The 18,901-nt window shown below is 53.0% G+C and carries 17 protein-coding genes; 5 read left to right on the top strand and 12 right to left on the bottom strand.

The features are described 5' to 3' along the window. Positions 1-3: 3 nt before the first annotated feature. Positions 4-2,097: a RecQ family ATP-dependent DNA helicase gene (locus IE065_RS08700; RefSeq protein WP_189514052.1), complete on the bottom strand. Its 2,094-nt coding sequence runs from the start codon at positions 2,095-2,097 to the stop codon at positions 4-6. Between the two features lie 298 nt (positions 2,098-2,395). Here IE065_RS08700 and IE065_RS08695 point away from each other — a divergent pair, with 298 nt between their 5' ends. Both IE065_RS08695 and ychF read left to right on the top strand, forming a co-directional pair. Further along, complete coding sequence (locus IE065_RS08695; protein WP_189514049.1) at positions 2,396-3,211, top strand: PEP-CTERM sorting domain-containing protein; 816 nt, start codon at positions 2,396-2,398, stop codon at positions 3,209-3,211. A 138-nt stretch (positions 3,212-3,349) separates the two neighbouring features. Beyond that, positions 3,350-4,450 carry a redox-regulated ATPase YchF gene (gene ychF / locus IE065_RS08690; RefSeq protein WP_189514234.1) on the top strand — a complete coding sequence of 367 codons (1,101 nt, stop codon included), beginning with the start codon at positions 3,350-3,352 and terminating at the stop codon, positions 4,448-4,450. Positions 4,451-4,473: 23 nt separating this feature from the next. Here the strand turns inward: ychF and IE065_RS08685 are convergent, their stop codons facing one another. After that, entirely contained in the window at positions 4,474-5,463 is a 990-nt protein-coding gene (locus tag IE065_RS08685) for a glycosyltransferase family 10 domain-containing protein (protein ID WP_189514046.1), read from the bottom strand. 228 nt (positions 5,464-5,691) lie between these two features. Here IE065_RS08685 and IE065_RS08680 point away from each other — a divergent pair, with 228 nt between their 5' ends. Next, positions 5,692-6,903, top strand: coding sequence for a glycosyltransferase (locus IE065_RS08680; protein WP_189514042.1), 1,212 nt, complete (start codon positions 5,692-5,694; stop codon positions 6,901-6,903). Here IE065_RS08680 and IE065_RS08675 read toward each other — a convergent pair. The 4 genes from IE065_RS08675 to pyrG all read right to left on the bottom strand — a co-directional run bounded on the left by IE065_RS08675 (position 6,900) and on the right by pyrG (position 12,321). Continuing rightward, a complete protein-coding gene (locus IE065_RS08675) occupies positions 6,900-7,697 on the bottom strand; it encodes an ABC transporter ATP-binding protein (protein ID WP_189514040.1) in 798 nt (265 codons plus the stop codon). The two genes, IE065_RS08680 and IE065_RS08675, sit on opposite strands and share 4 nt — an antisense overlap. Positions 7,698-7,791: 94 nt before the next feature. Then, the gene (locus tag IE065_RS08670; RefSeq protein WP_189514037.1) at positions 7,792-8,655 is read right to left on the bottom strand and encodes a glycosyltransferase; all 864 of its coding nucleotides are present in this window, start codon (positions 8,653-8,655) and stop codon (positions 7,792-7,794) included. A 65-nt stretch (positions 8,656-8,720) separates the two neighbouring features. After that, positions 8,721-10,523, bottom strand: a complete 1,803-nt coding sequence (locus tag IE065_RS08665) for a heparinase II/III domain-containing protein (RefSeq protein WP_189514034.1) — start codon at positions 10,521-10,523, stop codon at positions 8,721-8,723. Positions 10,524-10,659: 136 nt separating this feature from the next. Beyond that, positions 10,660-12,321, bottom strand: coding sequence for a CTP synthase (pyrG, locus tag IE065_RS08660; protein WP_189514030.1), 1,662 nt, complete (start codon positions 12,319-12,321; stop codon positions 10,660-10,662). 208 nt (positions 12,322-12,529) lie between these two features. Here pyrG and IE065_RS08655 point away from each other — a divergent pair, with 208 nt between their 5' ends. Then, a complete protein-coding gene (locus IE065_RS08655) occupies positions 12,530-12,991 on the top strand; it encodes a hypothetical protein (protein WP_189514027.1) in 462 nt (153 codons plus the stop codon). Here IE065_RS08655 and IE065_RS08650 read toward each other — a convergent pair. The 4 genes from IE065_RS08650 to IE065_RS08635 all read right to left on the bottom strand — a co-directional run bounded on the left by IE065_RS08650 (position 12,988) and on the right by IE065_RS08635 (position 15,984). Beyond that, the gene (locus tag IE065_RS08650; protein WP_189514024.1) at positions 12,988-14,373 is read right to left on the bottom strand and encodes a hypothetical protein; all 1,386 of its coding nucleotides are present in this window, start codon (positions 14,371-14,373) and stop codon (positions 12,988-12,990) included. The two genes, IE065_RS08655 and IE065_RS08650, sit on opposite strands and share 4 nt — an antisense overlap. 9 nt (positions 14,374-14,382) lie before the next feature. Then, on the bottom strand, positions 14,383-14,751 hold the full coding sequence (locus IE065_RS08645; protein ID WP_189514022.1) for a transcriptional regulator: 369 nt from the start codon (positions 14,749-14,751) through the stop codon (positions 14,383-14,385). Then, positions 14,744-15,388 carry a hypothetical protein gene (locus IE065_RS08640; RefSeq protein ID WP_189514019.1) on the bottom strand — a complete coding sequence of 215 codons (645 nt, stop codon included), beginning with the start codon at positions 15,386-15,388 and terminating at the stop codon, positions 14,744-14,746. The genes IE065_RS08645 and IE065_RS08640 overlap by 8 nt, the downstream gene beginning before the upstream one ends. A gap of 86 nt (positions 15,389-15,474) precedes the next feature. Further along, positions 15,475-15,984: a Dabb family protein gene (locus IE065_RS08635; protein ID WP_189514016.1), complete on the bottom strand. Its 510-nt coding sequence runs from the start codon at positions 15,982-15,984 to the stop codon at positions 15,475-15,477. Between the two features lie 34 nt (positions 15,985-16,018). Here IE065_RS08635 and IE065_RS08630 point away from each other — a divergent pair, with 34 nt between their 5' ends. Then, complete coding sequence (locus IE065_RS08630) at positions 16,019-16,999, top strand: endonuclease/exonuclease/phosphatase family protein (RefSeq protein WP_189514013.1); 981 nt, start codon at positions 16,019-16,021, stop codon at positions 16,997-16,999. 23 nt (positions 17,000-17,022) lie between these two features. Here IE065_RS08630 and IE065_RS08625 read toward each other — a convergent pair whose 3' ends face one another. After that, positions 17,023-17,595 (bottom strand): Ntn hydrolase family protein, encoded by a 573-nt coding sequence (locus IE065_RS08625; RefSeq protein WP_189514011.1) that lies wholly within the window; start codon positions 17,593-17,595, stop codon positions 17,023-17,025. A gap of 72 nt (positions 17,596-17,667) precedes the next feature. Further along, on the bottom strand, positions 17,668-18,894 hold the full coding sequence (locus tag IE065_RS08620; protein ID WP_189514007.1) for an NnrS family protein: 1,227 nt from the start codon (positions 18,892-18,894) through the stop codon (positions 17,668-17,670). Between the last annotated feature and the right edge of the window lie 7 nt (positions 18,895-18,901).

Below are 18,901 nucleotides of genomic sequence, written 5' to 3'. Positions count from 1 at the left end.
GATTTAGCCAACGGTCTGAGCTTCCCCAGAATGGGCGGCGATTATTTCCAGAAATGGTGGCAGGATCGTGCGCGCTTTTTGTGGCCCGACGCCTTTAACAACCATGGCTTCTTCTGCTGTTGCGGGTTGCAAGGCGGCAAGTTGCTTGAGCACAGTATTCGGAAAAATGGTATAGGCGGGCGGGTTGCCGCGTTTGCGGCGCATTTCATTACGCAATTTCACCAACTGTTCATAGAGGTTGTCATCGGGCTCGGTGGTTTCCATGACCGAAGCCGCCGTTTGAGGCCAGACAAGGCGGGGCTTGGCCTCGCCAAACATGACCTTGGAGCCGGACTCCGTGAGCTCAAGCAGGGGGTAATCGCCTTCGGCTACGGCCAGATAACCGCTGTTTTCCAACTCGTCGAGTAGTTTGCCAACAAACTCTACGCCTTCATCCTTGAGCACTCCCCAAGTCGATAGTTTATCAAGGCCGGGCTCCAGAATGGTCTTGGCTTGGCTACCGGTCAGGCACTTGATTACGCGATCTCTGCCATAACGTGCGACCCACTCATGCCGCGTGCGTCGGGTGGACATACGGGCGACGCCGCTGAGCGCCTTTTGCACAGTGAGAGTCTCTGCCTCGCCCAACACGCGAACATCGCCCTCACGGTGGCGACAACGGTCGCATTGTCCGCATTCGGCCGCATCGGCGTCTTCAAAGTATTCGAGTATCCACTGCTGGCGACAGCTCTTGGCATAGGCAAACTGGATTAGTCGCCGTAATTTATTTTCGTCCCGCTCTCGCTTAATGAGTAACCCGCGTGCGTCCAGCCCGAGGTCGCCCGCTGATTTGACGGCCTTGAGTATTCGCGTGCCGCGCATGCGCGATCCCGTCACGTCAAAACGCTCGATGACGCCATGGCGGCGTAAGATGCCCAGCGCGGCGCTGACGGCCATGCCATTTGCCTTTCCCGGCAAGCTATCTTTGATTTCGTCGATGGCCAGATAGACTTCCTGCTGTTCGTTGGCATTCCTTTGCAAGACTGAGTAAATACTGTAGATCAGGGTCAATGGCGGGTTCGAGCCGTCGATAAAGAAATCCTGGGTCGTCTTATCTGCGTAGCAGAAAAGCATTTCACAATAGGCGGGCTTGCCATCTCGCCCAGCGCGACCAGCCTCTTGATAATATGCCTCCACGCTGCCCGGCATTTCATAGTGGCAAACAAAGCGGATGTCCGCCCGGTCGATGCCCATTCCGAAGGCATTCGTTGCGACGGCCAACGGGACTTCTCCTTGAACAAACCGGTCTTGCGCGGCGTCGCGTTCGGAGGCGGTCATCCCGCCATGATAGATGACGTGTGGGCGGTGATCTTCCCGCAGTCCTGCGGACACCTCTTCCACGGATTTACGCCGGGAGCAGTAGATGATGCCCACGCCATTATTTTCGATGAGCTGAACGATGCGTGCGTATTTGTTCTTACGTTTATCGACTTGGCGGATCGCAAAGGAAAGGTTATCTCTACCAAAGCCTGATACGAAGATTGACGGGTCGCGCAGGTTAAGATTCTTGGCGATGTCGGCGCGAACTTCGGGCGTCGCAGTCGCTGTGAATGCTGCGCATAGCGGATGTCCGATACGCTCCAATGCCTCGCCCAACCGCATGTAATCTGGGCGAAAGTCATGGCCCCATTGGGAAATACAATGTGCCTCATCGACCGCAACCAAGGAAATTTCGCAGCCACGCAGGGCGTCGACAAAAGATTGGGCGCGGAAGCGTTCCGGGGCGACATAGACCAGTTTTAACTCGCCGCGATTGAGTTTGTCCAGGCAGGCGCGTTGCTCGTCCCAGCTCTGCGAACTGTTGATCATGGCCGCATCGATGCCTCGCGCATTGAGCGCGTCGACCTGGTCTTTCATCAACGCAATCAGCGGCGAAATGACCAGCGTGACTCCTGGCAGCATCAGGGCGGGGAGTTGATAACAGAGGCTTTTTCCGCCGCCGGTCGGCATGATGACCAGCGTATCGCGCTTCCCGAGAATGGATGATACAATCTCATCCTGTGGCTCGCGAAATTGCTCAAAGCCGAAATATTTCCTTAATCCTTCCCCCGGTGTCATTTGACTCAATCAAGTGATCGAAATAACACCCTGTCGAGGCCTAAGTCCTTTATGACGGCATTTGAATTTGTTAGTGCTTCGTCTGGAAATGATTCGGAGCAAAAATATTGGATCACTGGTAGTGACGCTCTAAACGGGACTATGAAAGTGCGAGTGCAGAGAAAGTGATTTAATAGATTAACTGATTTTATCGAATTCCGCTCTTTTATCATGTTTTATAGAATCTATGATAATGGCATTCGCATCCGGCGGGCTTACGGCCTGCGCAGGCATCTCAAATGTAAACTATTATTAAATTATGCCCCCCCCCCTTTCTCTCATCAGCGATAAAGCGATTGGCTTAGGTAAAATTTTCGGCGCACTCTTCGTTATGCAGGCGAGTGTTTACGGCGTCGTCGTAACAGATCCCACGTTGGGCTCAGTTATCGACCCTGTAGGTGGTGCTGAAATCGATGCAGAAGCAGTTGGTTCGACGTCACAAAGCACGATTGAAGCCCTTTCGGGGTTTGCTGTGTTAAAGGATTTCCCTGGATTTGTTGCGAGCAATTCTGGCGACAACACGGTTAGTTTTACTGCATCGACGTATGCGGATATCCAATTCACTGCATCAGGCAGCGCATCAGCGAGCTCTCACGGAAATGTGATTAATAGTGCAAGTTTGGCAACATCGCTGGATCAAGCTATTCAGTTTCGCAATAACTCAGGTTCCAATCGAACACTGACTTACGTTATTGATTTCGGAAGTTATGATTCGGGTAGTACTGGCTTTGATCCTGACGTCAATTCAGTTACTGCGGCTGGATTTGCGCTCACGGGCCTGACGAATATGACTTCTACTGGTGCTATCGTCGATTTTTACAATCCGGCGGGAACCATTGTTTCGACGCAATCCGTGGACAACACTTTGTCTAATATCTACTTTGGCTACGATAATGGCGTGGAGGGGATTTCCAAGATTCGGGTTCGGACGTTCCATCCGAGCGGCATTTCCACCGCAGCGTTTGATGATCTTGGCTTCACGCCAGCTACTATTCCGGAACCCGGTACTACGGCTGCTTTGCTTGCTGGAATGATTGGCATCATGGCCTTTGTCTCCAATAAACGGCGCAAGTAGGCCATGATTGCTTTCTCTAAAACGGCGCATCTTGCGCCGCTTTTTTTGGGGCTCTCAGTTGATGGCCTAAATACTGGCTTGCCCCGTCGCCGCTTTGGCCCTTGCGTTGCGGGTTTCTTTCAAACCCAGATATTTATTATGCTGCAAGCAGGCATCGTCGGACTGCCCAACGTGGGCAAAAGCACTCTTTTCAACGCACTTACTCGCTCCCGCAAGGCGGAAGCGGCAAACTATCCATTTTGCACGATCGAGCCCAACGTGGGCGTGGTCGAGGTGCCAGATGAGCGTTTGGCCCCTTTGCGCGAAATTGCGAAGACGCAGGTCATCATCCCAGCGGCGATTGAATTCGTGGACATTGCGGGCCTCGTGGCAGGCGCGAGTAAAGGCGAAGGCCTGGGTAACAAGTTTCTCGCTAACATCCGCGAGGTTGACGCTATCGTCCACGTGGTACGTTGCTTTGATGACGACGACATCATCCACAAGATGGAAACCGTTGACCCGATTCGTGATATTGAGATCATTAATACTGAGCTGATTCTCGCCGATTTAGAGAGCGCCGAAAGTCAATTGGACAAAAATCGGCGCCGTGCCAAAGGGCAGGACAAGGAAGCCCTAGCCAATGCCTCTCTGCTTGAGAAGGTCGTCACGCATCTCAACGACGGCAAACCAGCGGTGACGATGGATCTGACTGACGACGAGCGTGTGCTGCTGAAATCGTTCTGCCTGCTCTCCGCCAAGGATGTGCTATACGCCTGTAATGTGGCTGAGGATGACCTTGCCAACGGGAGCAATAATTACACTGCAAAGGTCGCCGCTTGGGCCGCTGAGCATCATGGTGCTTCTTCATGCGTTATCTGCGCACGCATAGAAGAAGAATTGTCGGAGCTAGAGCCCGCCGAGGCGAAGGAATACTTGGCCGATTTGGGCGTCGATGGCAGTGGCGTGACGGGCCTTATTCAGGCCGCCTATAAGCTTCTCGGTTTAGCGAGCTACTTCACTGCTGGTGAAAAGGAAGTGCGCGCATGGACCTTCCATGTGGGCATGAAAGCACCGCAGTGCGCGGGCGTCATTCATACTGATTTTGAGAAGAAATTCATTAAGGCAGAAGTCGTCAGCTATGTTGACCTGATGGCCGCAGGTTCTGTGCCCGCTGCTCGTGATGCTGGCAAATATCGCCTCGAGGGCAAGGAGTATGTCTTCAAAGACGGCGATGTGGCGCTGTTTAAGGTAGGGGGATAGTCCGTTAGAGCCTGCTGCCGTCTTTATTTGCCAAAGCTACGAGCAATCTTATTTTTTACACGATTCACATTTTTCTTTAAGGCAGATTCACGCAGGCTCATTCCAGATTTCTGCTGGAGTTTTTTCAAGCGACCAATCTGGGGCTGTTTTTTGGAGAAAATCTGGTGAAAGAAGTTGAGAATGGCCTCGTCGCTAAGCTCGTCGGGTATTTTGTCATGACGGAAGAGAGGCTCGCGAATGTAAGCTTCCCATAGCTTATCGTCTTGGTCGATCTCCAATACGCGGTCAATAGCAGCGTCAAATGATGGGTAATCGTGGACGTTGATAAACCGGTTTGGGTTAAGGTCTTGGGTGATGGTAGAATCTCCCCAGTAGATCGGGATACTTCCTGCCATGAGTGGCTGGATGATTTTCTCCGTCGAATAACCAGGATGACTTTCATTTTCGAAGGCGATGGTGAATTTGGATCCCGCGATAAAGGCTGCTTTGTCTTCTACGCGTCCACCGATATTATTACGCACTTTGCCTCCTGCATGCACGTGTTTGCGGGCGTGCAGGAGGTCGTAGAAATCAATGCGTTCCAGAGCGCGATCATTACTGTAGATGAAATTGCAGAAACGCTCGACCCGAGCCTTGACGGTCTCGAAATCCTGCATGACAGTTGATTGGCCATGGGCATACCAATGTCGCCACAGTGGCACTCGCCAGTGTCTGTTATTATAGATTCGTTCGTGGGTAAGGGCGTAGTCAGCCTCGTCCCAATTGGGCGGTATATTCTCCCCGGTGGTGAAGATGCGGATCGAAGATGTATTCAGCAGGTGTTGCCGATTACCACCGCAACTGTAGAAAATGAAGTCAGGATGGTCGTTTAGATTCAATTGAAAAGCGCGGGAAAGCATCCATTGAATATACCAGCTTTTCTCTGGTTCAGTCTGTGCGATGCCGCGCATGGTTTCCCGGCAGAAGCCAAGGGAAATCTCTGGCAGATGGTAGCGGTCGTAGAAGGTACGCATCGCCTGTAACGGATGTCCGATTCCTCAAAGGACAGCAAGGCAAATGTAGAATATGAGGCCAGCTTTATGGTTTTCTGCATAGCCCAATCGGCAATAGAATGAAGGGGGATGCGGTCAGGTTTTGAGCATCATGGTGGATCTGTGGATGCCGCTAATGAGTAACTCAACTTATAAGTCAGATTGACATATGCACCACAATAACGCCAACTTTGGAGTTCTTTCCGGAACATGTTTCTTGTAGACCTATCACACACCGCACGTTGCCCGAGCAACACTGGCATTCAACGCGTTTGCCGGGAGTTTTTTCGTCAGGCGCAGTTAGCCGAAGGTCGTGATGACATGCAGGCTATCATCCACGATAAATTCTATGGTCATTGGCGCGAACCTATCTCCTACGAATGGAACCTGATTGAGTGGAACGCCAACATCATTCCAGGGAAAAAACGTGGTGCTCGCTGGCGAGCCCAAGATAAAATCCGCGGCAAGTTAGCCAGCTTGGGACTGCCGTTGGGCTACCGTTCGATTCAGCAATCAGCGCTCGCAGAAGCTGAGGCCTTCATTGCGCCAGAAATTTTTTATCCAGAAACCTATACCGCTTACGCTAAGCTTTTTCCTCAACTGAGTGGCCCGAAAATCGCGATTTTCTACGACCTCATTGCATTACGCCTCCCGCAGTTTACTCCTGCCGGAACAGTGAAACGTTTTCAGACTTACCTGAACGAGCTCCGGGATTTCGACGGGATTGCGGCGATCTCTGCCGCCTCGCGTGACGATTTATTGGCTCATTGGCGCGAACAGGGGATCACGGATCATCCGCCGGTAGAGGCAGTGCCGCTGGGCGTGGATTTCTCTAATTTTGATCAGGCAGCGGCGTCCGTTAAGCGTGAACATAACGCGCAGGTAACAGCGTTGTTTGTTAGTACCTTTGAAGGCCGCAAGAATCAGATTGCGCTGTTGGAAGCGGCAGAGCTGCTTTGGGTTCAAGGAGTCGATTTTCGCCTGCGATTCGTGGGTATGCTCAACCGTGAAACCGGTAGCGTCGCAATGAAGCGATTGGAGGAGCTTAAAGCCGCCGGACGCAGTGTAGAATATCTTGGAGCGCTTGATGATAAAAGCCTCGCTGAGACCTATCACCAAGCCGATTTTACCGTCTATCCGTCACTGATGGAGGGATTTGGCCTGCCCGTGATTGAGAGTCTGCACTACGCGAAGCCTTGCGTGGTTTGTGAGAAGCATGCGCTGGGGGAGGTCGCCGTGGGGGGGGGGTGTCTAATGGTAATTGAGCCAACAGCAGAGAATCTTGCGGTCCCGATGCGCCAACTCATTGAGGATGTCTCGTTGCGCGAACGACTCGCCACCGAAGCCAAAGCTCGGACCTTTCGTAACTGGGGTGACTATGCTCGCGACATTCTTACCTTTGCCCGCAGCCTGAAACGCTAACGCCCAGCACGAAGCTCCCAGCGATCCCCCGTTTGCGTAACGGTTAGCGGTGCGCCAAAGGCTTCACTGAGCAAGTCGCTGCGCAGTATGTTTTCAGTTGGTCCTTGGGCCAGCGTCTCGCCTCCGCGGAGGATCAACGTGTGAGAAAAGACTGGCAGGATTTCCTCGACGTGATGTGTCACGAGAATGAGCGTTGGCGCGTTGGGTTGCTGCGCGAGTTCAGCGACTCCTTTTAAAAACATTTCGCGCATGACTGGATCTAGGCCTGCACAAGGCTCATCGAGGATGAGCAATACAGGTCGCGTCATCAGTGCTCGTGCAATGAAGACACGCTGGCGTTCGCCTTGGCTCAAATACATCCAGTTGCGTTCGGCGAGGTGCTCGCAACGCATGCGCGCCAGACATTCGTGGGCAAAAGCGTTGTCCGTGGCCTGCGGTTCGCGTGTCCAGTACCCGAGTTGCGCCGTAGGGCCACTGAGCACGGTTTTGAGAGCAGGTTCGTCGAGAGGCACCTTCTGTGCGATGCCTGAGCTGACCAGACCAATGCGTTGTCGTAATTGAGACCAATCTGTCTGGCCGTAGGTTTCGCCATCGACCTGAATCACGCCACAGCTGGGCGTCAAGTATGCTGTTAGCGCTTGCAGGAGTGAGGTCTTCCCGGAGCCATTCGCGCCAAGGATTGCCCAGTGTTCTCCACGGGCGACCTGCCAGTTGACATCGTGCAGGATGGTGGTCTCACCACGCTCCACGCCGAGGCCTTGCACGTTGATTACGCAGTCGTTTGCTGAATCCATGGGATAGGGTATAGGTCACACGCATATTGAAAGACAAGTGTGCTTCCATACACATCATTCAGACAACATGATTGCCGGCTATTTTGTTTTATGCTTAAAAACGCATTACCGCTTTGAAAAATGTAACTGGCGAACGGATGAACTGAGTTATCGCTTGTCGCCAAGCATCAAGGTTTCCAAGCGAGGTTCTCAAAAGATTTAGTGTACTGTTGCAGATTAATCGTTGAAAGACGGGCTGGGTGGTGATGTCGGCTAATTTTCTGGCGTCTAGTAAGCTCCAGTGGGTACCGCGAATCTGCTCTTGGCGTGATTGACTCGAATAGGCTTGTTCATGGAACCGAAAAATGGTCCAATATGAAGGATCATAGGCGATTTCGATACCAACGGCGATCGCCTTGGCAAAGAAATGACGGTCCAACGCGCCATGAGCCTCCGAGCTGAATCCGCCTAATTGTTCCCACGCTTTTCGAGTGATAACGCAGGCTTCCAGCGGAATGCTGTTTTTCTCCAAAGCGATTAGGCGCTCGGCAGAATTTAGGTAGCCTTCAGTTAATTGATTACGTCCAAATTGATTGTCGAAATTCTGAATCTCTTGGTGAATTTCCTTACCATCTGCATCCACAAACTGTTGGCGAGCAAACCAGATGTCTGCTTTGGGAAACCGCTTAATAAATGCCTCTATCAACTCGAGCGTTTCGGGTAACCAACAGTTGTCATCAGCGATAAAGGCCAGATAATCGGACGATCCTCGATTGGCAGCGTTTGTCCAGCAAGCGACCAAGCCAGGGTCAGGTTCGAGGCGCTTCCATTTCACCATTGGATAGAGTAAATGGTCAAAATTGGAACCGCCATCGCTCACGAAAATGCTGACTCCAAGTTCCGTTGACGGGAGGGAATCCAGAGTCGCCCGCAAGTATTTTGCTTGGCCAAAAGTCGGTATGCAAATGTCAATGTCCATGCTCCTCGCCAATTCTTGCTGGCGTTACATGGAGTGATTGAGTTGCAGCAAAATGACAAGCATCATTACCAATCAGCCAGTTTGGCAATCGCTGGTACCGCCTTCGGTGCCTCCCCAGGTTGGAGTATTACGGTAAGGGTTGCCTCGGTTGAAGCAGAGAGCTTTACCTTGAAGCCGATCATTTTAGCGCCGGGGTTGGGGGCGTCATAGTCATTGGTCGGATTTTCGATTTCGTAAATCTCCAGCTTGGCAGGGGAGGGTGAGAGCACTTTCAGAGTGAGCTGCTGACCGTCTTGGCGGAGAGTCGCTTGGTGATCATTGTCGAAGCTGACCTCGGCATGGGTAACCATTGCCCAGCGAATTTCGGTGTCACGATCGAGTGTTTTAATTTCGTCCTGAATGACCACGTAGCCGTCCTGATGAAGCCCCCCCCCGCGTTTGGCGGTGGCGAGTTGATCGGCGTAGATAGTGGCTAAGTCGACGATTGTGTGTGGCATTGGCCCATCTGCGGTGTGGGCGATAATCGGGGCGTGGGCATTATCTTTGACTGTTTGAAGCTGACCGTCGACGACCAAGGTATTGTGCCCGAAATTGTTGAGGCGCAAGATCGACCACCGGCCCTCATAGCTCCAGAGACTGATGCCCTTGGATTCTATGCTGTGGTAGTCCTGCATGCCTAGATCCTCGGCCCAGCGTACGCCGTCGGACTCCATGACGAAGACGCCGGCATCCATATGGCCATGGCCTGCATTGGGGCCGCCACCCTTGATGCCCAGAAAGGTTTCGTTGGGAGACTTCCAACCAGTGCGGTGCAAGCCGATGGGCGAATCTCCTTCACCGGTCCAATGTGTCGTTGTGGGGGCGGCGATATTTTCCAGTGAGCCAGTCCAGATCAGCAAAAGCGGGAAAAAACGCTCGGACTCACCGTTTGCTTTATCTGGATGATCCAAAAAAGACTGTAATGCGGTCTGTTGCTGCCAGAGTAAGGAAGGGTCGTTGCGTTTTGTGGCAAACCAAAACATAGCTGGCGCGACTCCGCTGTTTTGTCGGCAATCACAGTAATTGAAAAAATCGCCGGATGGCCCAGCCACCTGTTGATAAAAGTCCGCGGATTCCATGAAGCCAGGAGCTTTCGAAAGATTGAAATCCGTGCCCAATGCGGAGTCTAACGCTGCAATCAACAGAACGTTATACGAGGTGCCATAGTTCCAATACATTGGCCCCTCTGGATAGGCACCATCGGGTGCGTAGGCGGCCATGGCCTTGGGGACGTTTTCAATCGCGCGTTCGATGACCCGCTGAGCTAGCTCAGGCTGGTCTTCCTGGATGGCAAGTGCGCCGATGATCATGCCGCCGTGGCAGACTTGGTTCCAATTGTTCTTGCGCTTGATCCACGGGTAATCGCTCTCAAATGATGCATTCAGGCCCTTTTCTATAATGGCGTCGCGGATGCTGCTGCGAGTTTCCGGGCTGAGAGCGTTATGGCACCAATCGTAGCCGATGGCGAGCGCGGTAGTCATCTCAGCAACGTCGAGGAAGTGGTTTGGATTCCAGTCAGTAAATTTCGTAACGGCGAGCATCTGCATTTCAGCGGCTTCGACGTAACGTGTGTCTCCCGTGAGTCGATAGGCCATCGACAGATAATTCATGCGTTTCAGGCACGTACGGGAAACGGCGAGTAGCCGTTTGCCTTCCAGCTCTCGTTTGAGCGGTGGCAGCGTGACCATGTCATCGGCCATCGCAATGATGTTCTCGGAGGCTTTGCGCAACAACGCATCCGATTCGATTTTTGCGTGGAGGGCGATATCGTCCCCTGCATTCAGGAAAAGGCGCGGATGCGCTTTAGGAGTGGCTAATAGGGATTTCACGTCTTGTCCTTGGGCTTGGGGTGAGGGCTGCATACAACACCGCAAAGTAAATCGCAGCGATCGATAAAAAACTCATCGCACAGAAGGGATCTCACAAAAACGTGGGTAGGCGTCAACGCCTACTGAATTTAACTAATTAATCTGCACCTTTTTTGCGCTGCTCAAGCGCGGCAGCAATGAAGGCTGCGAAAAGCGGGTGTGCACGGTTGGGCTTGGATTTGAATTCCGGGTGGAACTGGACACCGACCATCCACGGGTGGTCAAATACTTCGACGATTTCCACCAAGTTTCGCTCCGGGTTAACTCCTCCGATACGTAGGCCACTGCGTTCCAGAATTTCGCGGTAGGCGTTGTTGAACTCAAAGCGATGGCGATGGCGTTCCTGAATGATGAACTCGTTACCCTCGGGCTCGCCATAGTGTGCCGCATAGGCTGCCCAGGAATGTGTGTCCGGGGTTAGTTGACATGGCCAAGCACCGAGGCGCATCGTTGCACCTTTGTCTGTCACGCCGACTTGGTCGGCCATCAGGTTGATGACTGCGTGCTCGCAGTCCGGCGCAAATTCCATGCTGTTCGCGGTCGGATAGCCCGCAACGGCGCGCGCGAATTCGATGACAAGGATTTGCATACCGAGGCAGAGGCCTAAGTAGGGCACCATGTTTTCGCGGGCATATTCGCAAGCGGCGATTTTGCCTTCGATGCCGCGGTCGCCAAAGCCGCCGGGGACGAGAATGCCTCCGAGGCCTTTGAGGTGTGCGGCTGCGCCATCTTCCTCAATCGCTTCGGAGTCGATCCGGACAATGTTTACGCCGCAGTCGTTGGCGACGCCACCATGGGTTATACTCTCGTAAACACTTTTATAGGCATCCTGTAGCTCGATGTATTTGCCGACCACGCCGATGTCGATACGGCTGGCGGGATATTTGAGGCGTCGGACAACGGACTTCCATTCGGTCATGTCACTGTCGGGCGCATTGAGGCGCAGGTGATCGACTACGAGGTCGTCTAAATTTTCTTGAGCAAGGCGGATGGGCAGTTCGTAAATTGAAGTTTCCACGTCCATCTCCTCAATGACTGACTTGACCGGGATGTTGCAGAACAAGCTCAGTTTCTGGCGGATTTCGTGATTGATTGGTTGTTCCGTGCGGCAGACCAATATGTGAGGCTGGATGCCGATTTCGCGCAGTTTAGCGACGGATTGTTGGCTGGGCTTAGTCTTCAGCTCGCCAGCCGCTTTGAGGAATGGAATCAGTGTGACGTGGATGAAAAGCACGTTTTCAAAGCCGACTTCGAGCGCGAATTGGCGCATGGCTTCCAAGAAAGGCAAGCCCTCGATGTCCCCGACGGTGCCACCAATCTCGGTGATGAGCACGTCAACATCGTCACCCCCGCCATAGATGCGTTTTTTGATCTCGTCAGTCACATGGGGGATGACTTGCACGGTTTTCCCTAGAAAATCGCCGCGGCGCTCCTTTAAAATGATCTCCTCGTAGATTTGGCCCGAGGTCAGATTGTTATTCCGGGAAAGCGTGCCGCTGGTGAAGCGTTCGTAGTGGCCGAGGTCTAGGTCGGTCTCGGCTCCGTCGTCCAGCACATAGACTTCACCATGCTGAAAGGGGCTCATCGTACCGGGATCAACGTTTAAATACGGGTCGAACTTCTGTAGGCGACAAGTTAAGCCGCGCTGCTCTAGCAACGCGCCTAGTGCGCCCGCCGTCAGGCCCTTGCCCAGAGACGAGACTACGCCACCGGTGATGAAAATATACTTGGTTTTTGGAGATGCCGCTTGGTCTGCCATGGAAGAAAAATGCTCAATCAGGAAAATAAAAAACGGGCGGCGGAGGTGACCGCTACCCGGGTCTCAATAAAAAGGCGTGAACCCCGGTTAGCGCAACCTGATTTTCCCTCCGGTAGGCGAAAATAATTGGATGGATTCTGCAAAGTGTTGAAACAGAGGGGGAAAATACATTATTGCTTCGGAGCCTAGGTGGGCTAGATTTTCCTCTATGCCCAACATTGAGGAACTTGCGGAGCAACTTGCTGATGGCGAGAAGGGCCAATATATGGCATGGCTTGAAGCCTTGTCCGAGGGAGCTTTCTTACAGGGAGAGGCGCATTTGGGCGAGCGTGCTTTCCGTATCAGCGCCGAATCGTGTGCCACGCCCAAGCAGTTTTCCTTGCTCGTGGAAGCCTTTGACGAGCACGCCAAGGAGCATCCCTACGCCCCGAATGGCTTTAACTTGTTGGCCGACCACGTGGATGACTCACCCGACCCTTTGAGTGATTGGATTGTGGCCGTGGAGTATTTTTACGATTGGCTCGCTCAAAAAGGCCGCACTTCGCCGGGACTGGCGCAGATACTAGAATACATTAGCTGTTGCGTGGAGTCTCAGAAGGGCCTCCCACACAAAGAGTCGCTGGTCAATGTGCTCACGGACATGCTCGATCGCTACGGCTACGAGGGTTAGTGGTCGAAGATGCGGTCGGCAATTTGCTGATACTTGGCATCGTCCGGCTTGGGAACGCCAAATAGCAGGATTTGGACGATGACATCGCCCTTTTGCATCAGGCAGAGGTATTGGTCGGCACTTTCGCCAGTTTGCGGAATGGTGATTTCGAGCGTTGTCTCAAACACGGTAACGTCGTTGGGCAGCTCAATATTACGTTCATTCTGCTTAAACTGGATGCCTTGGCGGCGGAAGGTGGTAATTTTTTCCGCGATGCTATTGGCCATGAATTCCTGAACAGCAGCCACGTATTTGGGATCACTGAGGGTCATCAGCGAAAAAACGACAATGCGCTGGCTCTGCTGGCCAGCGATGATGCTGGAAGAGCTCGTGACTGCGGCGAGCATCTTGTTACGAAGGTCTTTAGGTAGATGATTGAACTGGGAGCGTACGCCTTGCTGATCCAGTGCTACCTGCTTTACCTGCCATTTGCCTCCGTCGAACAGTTGCTCAATGCCTTGAAGACGCTCCATGTAGCTCTTGCCCTCGTGGCTAACCGCGCGTGCTGTGAGGATAATGTTCAGGTCGACAGGGGCCTTCGCCATGGCATCCCACGTCGCATCAGGGCCTCCCGCCTGATAAAGTTTGCGCATATACGCGCCGCCATAGTCATAGTTGATTTTATGGTAGATGGGGGGGGGAGTCTTGGCGTTCTCGAGATTCGGAAACTTATCCTGCATGAATCCGCCGCCTGGCATCAGGTAATTCAGCGTGGCAACGGCTACCTCCAGCCCGAGTTCATCGCCGACCATTTCATGAAAGACAATCGCTTGGCCTTCCATTGAGGCATTGAAGGATTGCATCGGCTCCAGCTCGGTAATGGTCCCCAATGCCGCAGCAAGGTCGATTTCCTGGTCCTGCAGGCGGTGCCCGAGCTCATGGGCAATGGTCAGCTTGACGAGTGGCTCTAGCTGCTCAGGCGGAATGTCCGCCAAGTCCATGATTCGGGTAAAGTTACTGGGTACGAGCAGAAGTTTCTTCTGCTTCAGACTATATTTACCAAGCATAGCCTGAGCCATCTGAGCGCCCTGTGCTTGGGCAAGTATTGCGTTGGTCGAGTCTTTGTCGTCAGGTGTCAGCCGGTTCAGTGCGTCGAGAAATTCACTCGTCAATACTTTGGCGAGGGCGGCTTGGCCAACGCACTCGACCGTTGGGAGGGGGGGGGCTAATTGCCGTCCGCTGACTTTCTCGAGGACGGGCAGCACTTCTTCTAGCCATTGCTCGGCCTGCGTTTGAGTAAAGGCGGGCCGAGCAGATTTCTCCGATTCCTCGTGTTGGGCGCTAAGGACGCCCAAACTACCCGCTAGCATTACCAGCAGAAGAATGGAGAGACTTCTGATCATTAGTGTTCCTTATGATGTGACGCCCTTCAGGATGCTGGTTCTGCTGGTTTTGGCACCCATGGATTGAGCGGCTTGCTGCAGCGCTTCCTCAAGTGATTCAAGATACTTTACGAACTTACGGCGGCCTGCGGCAGAAAGGCGCACGATGGTCCGTGCTCGGTTGCCAGCGAGTGATTTCTTGGCGATCACGATTTTTTCTTCCTCGAGTAGCTTAAGGTGGCGGTTCAGGTTGCCGTCGGTCAGGCCGCAGGCTTCCTTTAGCTCGCTAAAGCTCAGCCCTGTTTCGGACTCGGCTACTGCGGCTATCATCGCTAAGCGTTTGGGCTCGTGGAAGATGCGTTCGAGGTTATCGTATGGGTTCTCCGTTTTCTTACTCATAATTTTGGGATAAGTTGGGTAGTCCGAAAAAACTCCAAACAGTGCGCCCCTCAGCCTCGTCGTTATGTAAAACGAGCCCGCCGAGCCATTCGCCGACGAAAAACACCCCTCCCATCGCGAGCGGCTGCGTCCACGCCCAAACTGGCCAAAGAAGGCATGCGCCGCCAGCGGCAATATACCAGCCACCGATCCAGCTGATTTTATGTGGCAATACATGGCGCGAAGCTAGATTCGCCAGACCGTAAAGGGACATCCATAGGCCGGGAAGCAGTTCCACGCAGCCCTGCTGGATGCAGGCTACTGTTGCCAACGCGCCGACCGCAAATGCTGGCAAGACTTCCAAAGCGGGTTTTAGGCTATGCCAATCGCGCCCGACTTCTTCATCGTAGAGAAACCAGTAAACAAGTGCGCCGTAGTTGAGCGAGAGTCCCAAGGCCAGCACGGCACCCCAGATGCTGAGTAGGCTCGGTAAGTCAGCATTTATGTATTCACCGCGTAAAATGAGGGCCGCTGCCAGCGCGGCGCATCCACCAAGTGCTCGGGCGCGGCCTGAATAGCCCTTAAAGCGTTGCTTGGTGAGGATATGGCGCTTTAGCTGGCGCACTTCGCGCAAGGCATGATGCAGGCCGAATGACATGCTCCTTTGTATGGCAAAGTTACTTTGCAAAAGCAAGTAAAAGTTTCGTGAAGCCAGATTGTAACTATGTTCACGCCGCCTAGCGTTTAATTTGCGAACTCCCGATAATGCTGATATTGACGCTGTCGGAGGATCGCTCGGCTAACTCCAGTTGCGGCTTCATTTGACACCAAAAAGTCATAAATCATTACCTTTTCGGCTGCGGGTGCCAGAATTTCACGGATGATATGTTGGTGCGCCGGGTCCTGTTCGTAGGCGCGGAGCGCGGCTTCGTTGGTAAAGACAATCATGACGCCGAGGTCGTAGTTTTGCACAATTGTGCGCTCGCCGGGTAGGCCTTGACCGCATACGGTGCTGATTACTCCGGGGTAATCTCGCCAAGCTTCCGTCTGAGTAGCAATGCGCTCGCGAGCCGCTTGGTCAGTCGGGTCTTTGAGCCAGATTGCGAGGAAATGGAATACCGCGCCGGGCTCTGGAGACGATTCCGCTGACGGCATGGTTTGACACCCAGCAAGCATGGCGAATAAACCCATTGCGATGAAACAAGTGCGGAGCATGACAGACAGGCTTGGCATGTCGCCCATCGCGGCAAGCATTTTCCCGCAGACTCAGCGGAGGGCAGGGGCGTAAATGGCGACTCAGCACAATCGTGCGCGTCGTAGCATTGTTAGCTGGCGCAATGTTGAGAGGCTCAGTCTGGGCGTTGCATGGCTGGTACTGTTCGCAGCAGGCATGGCTGGTTACTGGGGGCGGGATGATTGGCGGCTGGAGCTTTTTGCGAATTTTAAGATGCAGTATTATCTAGGGGCCTTGGTCCTGTGTGCCGTTGCTGCATGGCGTCGCTACGGAGTCATCCTCGGCCTGAGCTTGGTGATTGTTCTCTGGAACGGTTGGGAGATTTTTAACTTTTCAACGGAACGCATAGAGTCACCTGAGCGCACATATCGCGCCATCAGTGCCAACGTTTACACGAAAAATTCCCAACTGGACCGTACCGAGACATGGATTAGGCAGCAGGAGCCTGATTTCGTTGCGCTGATCGAACTCACCAGTGATTGGCAAGTCGTCTTGGAGAATTTAAAGGACATTCTACCCTATCAGCAGGTGCAGATGTGGGGCGGACGCTATGGCGCGGCGGTGCTTAGTCGCTTTCCGCCGACAGAGCAAACAGCGCCTGGCTTTGCGGGCGTTGGTTCAGTGCCCTATGAGGTGATGACGCCCGATGGACCACTGCTGCTGCTGTTGATTCACCCTCTTTCACCGACTAATGAAAAAGCGTGGAACTGGCGCAGCAATGCGCTGACTGCCATTGCCAACTACAGCGCCAAAGAATCCGAGCGAGTCCCGACTTTGGTCATGGGGGATATGAACACTACGCCTTGGTCGCCATTTTACCGAGACTTTGTATCGAAAAGCAACGTGACTCCGGTCGTTACCAGTATTTTGCCGCGACGGACTTGGCCCACTACGAATCCGCTGCTTTGGATTCCCATTGACCAGTTTTTCCTGAGTGATGGCTTGGGCGCGGTTACACAATGGACTGGCCCGGATCTCGGTAGCGACCATTATCCCATTGGTTTAGATTTCGGCTTTGCATCGCAAAGTGAATAGGTATGTTGGCCTCACGCTGAAGGTCAGTGCTTCTTGCTCAGCGTATGGATTTGTACTGGCGCGCCACAGGAGTCGTTAAAGGTAATCGCGGCGTTGACGCCATTTCGCGCAATGGCTGCCGGATCGCGGAGGCGGTCGTAGCAAGCGTGCATCGCACCCAGCGCATATTCGCGGCCAGCGCCAATCGCCCAGAAGCGTGCGTATTCATTGACGTTGCGATAGCTACTGAAGCCAACGATGCCACGCGAAGATATTAAGAGGCCGTCGAGCTGAGAGGATTCCACTGGTTGGCCTTTGTCCTCGCTGGTTTCCAAGTAAAAATCGTCGCGCATAATGGGGTGCAGTGCGCGGAGGGAGTCAAAAACGCCTTGTCTGGACGGGTCGTTCATTGCGTCGGGGTAATCGCGGATGAGTGACTCGGTGATGTTGCTCAATGCGCCCCATCCGATGAGCCCCAGCCAGCAAGACCCCCACTTGAATAGCTTTTGATGGTTGATTTTGTATTCTGGCGGAACGCGGAGATTTCCAGCGGTGTATAGTGAGTCGGCGGCAATGGCCACCCGATTTCCTTTTTCGACAGCAACGACTACGGACATGTGGCCAGTTTTCTGATTTCGGCTGTATTTGCCAACTAAAAGAAGGCTTCGATTGTGCTAGTTAGGGTTGGTCTATGATTCGCAATCTTCGTGCGAGAGATACTTAAAAAACTGAGTTCCCCAAAGAATGACAGCAATCATCCATGTTGCTGCTGCATAGCCTAGATGGTTCATACGGACACTGGGTAGCCAGTCAGCACTGACTCGGGTGAGCATGGCCAGGCACATTAAAGCAAGCAGGGCATACACCGATTTCAAATTCTTGCGAAACATATGAGACTGGCCGCTGTGCCCCAGGATCACTCGACTAGCCACGATAAATGTTAACAGGCTGAAGCCAGAGATGAACACGACGTGAATAAACGCAGCCTGTCGCTCGGGCCAAATCGCCATCAGTATGTAGCCGAGTGGAATGGAGATCAGGGCAATTCGTATTGAAAGCGCCAGGGCACCTTGATTGAACTTTGCCTGATGGATCGGTAATTCGCGGAAAAAATACAACAAAATCGCAAAGGCTCTCAGTGAGTAGCCTGTGTGTAGGTAATTGTTGGCTTCTAGTACGAAACTTGCCAAAACAAGTATGCCGCAAAACAGAGCAAAGAGTGCCCTTGGAATCCAGCCAACGGGAAGTTTCTTGGATTCAGGAAAGTTTTGACGATTTGGCAGACCAAAAAATCGAGGTATTAGAAACGCTCCGATGCCCATAACCGGCAGGAGCAGGTAGCCTTGATTGAGTGCGAGCCTAGAGAAAGTTGACATGGCATAATTGATGCCGTCTGGAGACAGATGAATTACAACTTGGAGCGTGCCGCCAAACAGTGCACACAACATGCCCAGCATTACCAAGATGAAACCCGGCGGAGGCGTGTCCTTGCGCGAAGCAAATCGCGTTAATAAGTTGTAGACTAGTAGGAGTATGGATAACGTAAAAAGAAAATCGCCCCAGAGGTAATTGCCGAATAAGTGGCACAGGCTTGCTGTGATCAGAGCGACTGTCCACGTCAGGCTTTCTTCAAGACTGAAGCGTTTTACGTCCAGTAGGCGAGGGAACGCTGTTCCCAGAAAACCAACGACGAAGCAGGTCAGGAACCCCTCAATCATGATGCGTGCGTGCATCAGGCCGGGGTAGAAATCTATCCATTTCAAAGCATATGCAGGCCATAGCCCGATGCCCAATAGACCGAGAACTGACCCGACTACAAAAAGCAGGCGATAGGGTTCCCCCGCTGCGACTAATTTCCAGTAGCCCGGGCGCTCGAATGACGAGTGCGATGGTTGGCTGGCATTATCGTTTGGCATGAGAGAA

The sequence above is a fragment of the Cerasicoccus arenae genome (assembly GCF_014651635.1).
GTDB classification, from domain to species: Bacteria; Verrucomicrobiota; Verrucomicrobiia; order Opitutales; family Cerasicoccaceae; genus Cerasicoccus; species Cerasicoccus arenae.
This window is presented reverse-complemented; position numbering and strand designations above follow the sequence as displayed.

Coding starts and splice junctions, on each gene's coding strand:
- IE065_RS08700 (WP_189514052.1), bottom strand. CDS start 2,097: ATGACACCGGGGGAAGGATTAAGGAAATATTTCGGCTTTGAGCAATTT.
- IE065_RS08695 (WP_189514049.1), top strand. CDS start 2,396: ATGCCCCCCCCCCTTTCTCTCATCAGCGATAAAGCGATTGGCTTAGGT.
- ychF (WP_189514234.1), top strand. CDS start 3,350: ATGCTGCAAGCAGGCATCGTCGGACTGCCCAACGTGGGCAAAAGCACT.
- IE065_RS08685 (WP_189514046.1), bottom strand. CDS start 5,463: ATGCGTACCTTCTACGACCGCTACCATCTGCCAGAGATTTCCCTTGGC.
- IE065_RS08680 (WP_189514042.1), top strand. CDS start 5,692: ATGTTTCTTGTAGACCTATCACACACCGCACGTTGCCCGAGCAACACT.
- IE065_RS08675 (WP_189514040.1), bottom strand. CDS start 7,697: ATGGATTCAGCAAACGACTGCGTAATCAACGTGCAAGGCCTCGGCGTG.
- IE065_RS08670 (WP_189514037.1), bottom strand. CDS start 8,655: ATGGACATTGACATTTGCATACCGACTTTTGGCCAAGCAAAATACTTG.
- pyrG (WP_189514030.1), bottom strand. CDS start 12,321: ATGGCAGACCAAGCGGCATCTCCAAAAACCAAGTATATTTTCATCACC.
- IE065_RS08655 (WP_189514027.1), top strand. CDS start 12,530: ATGCCCAACATTGAGGAACTTGCGGAGCAACTTGCTGATGGCGAGAAG.
- IE065_RS08650 (WP_189514024.1), bottom strand. CDS start 14,373: ATGATCAGAAGTCTCTCCATTCTTCTGCTGGTAATGCTAGCGGGTAGT.
- IE065_RS08645 (WP_189514022.1), bottom strand. CDS start 14,751: ATGAGTAAGAAAACGGAGAACCCATACGATAACCTCGAACGCATCTTC.
- IE065_RS08640 (WP_189514019.1), bottom strand. CDS start 15,388: ATGTCATTCGGCCTGCATCATGCCTTGCGCGAAGTGCGCCAGCTAAAG.
- IE065_RS08635 (WP_189514016.1), bottom strand. CDS start 15,984: ATGCTTGCCGCGATGGGCGACATGCCAAGCCTGTCTGTCATGCTCCGC.
- IE065_RS08630 (WP_189514013.1), top strand. CDS start 16,019: ATGGCGACTCAGCACAATCGTGCGCGTCGTAGCATTGTTAGCTGGCGC.
- IE065_RS08625 (WP_189514011.1), bottom strand. CDS start 17,595: ATGTCCGTAGTCGTTGCTGTCGAAAAAGGAAATCGGGTGGCCATTGCC.
- IE065_RS08620 (WP_189514007.1), bottom strand. CDS start 18,894: ATGCCAAACGATAATGCCAGCCAACCATCGCACTCGTCATTCGAGCGC.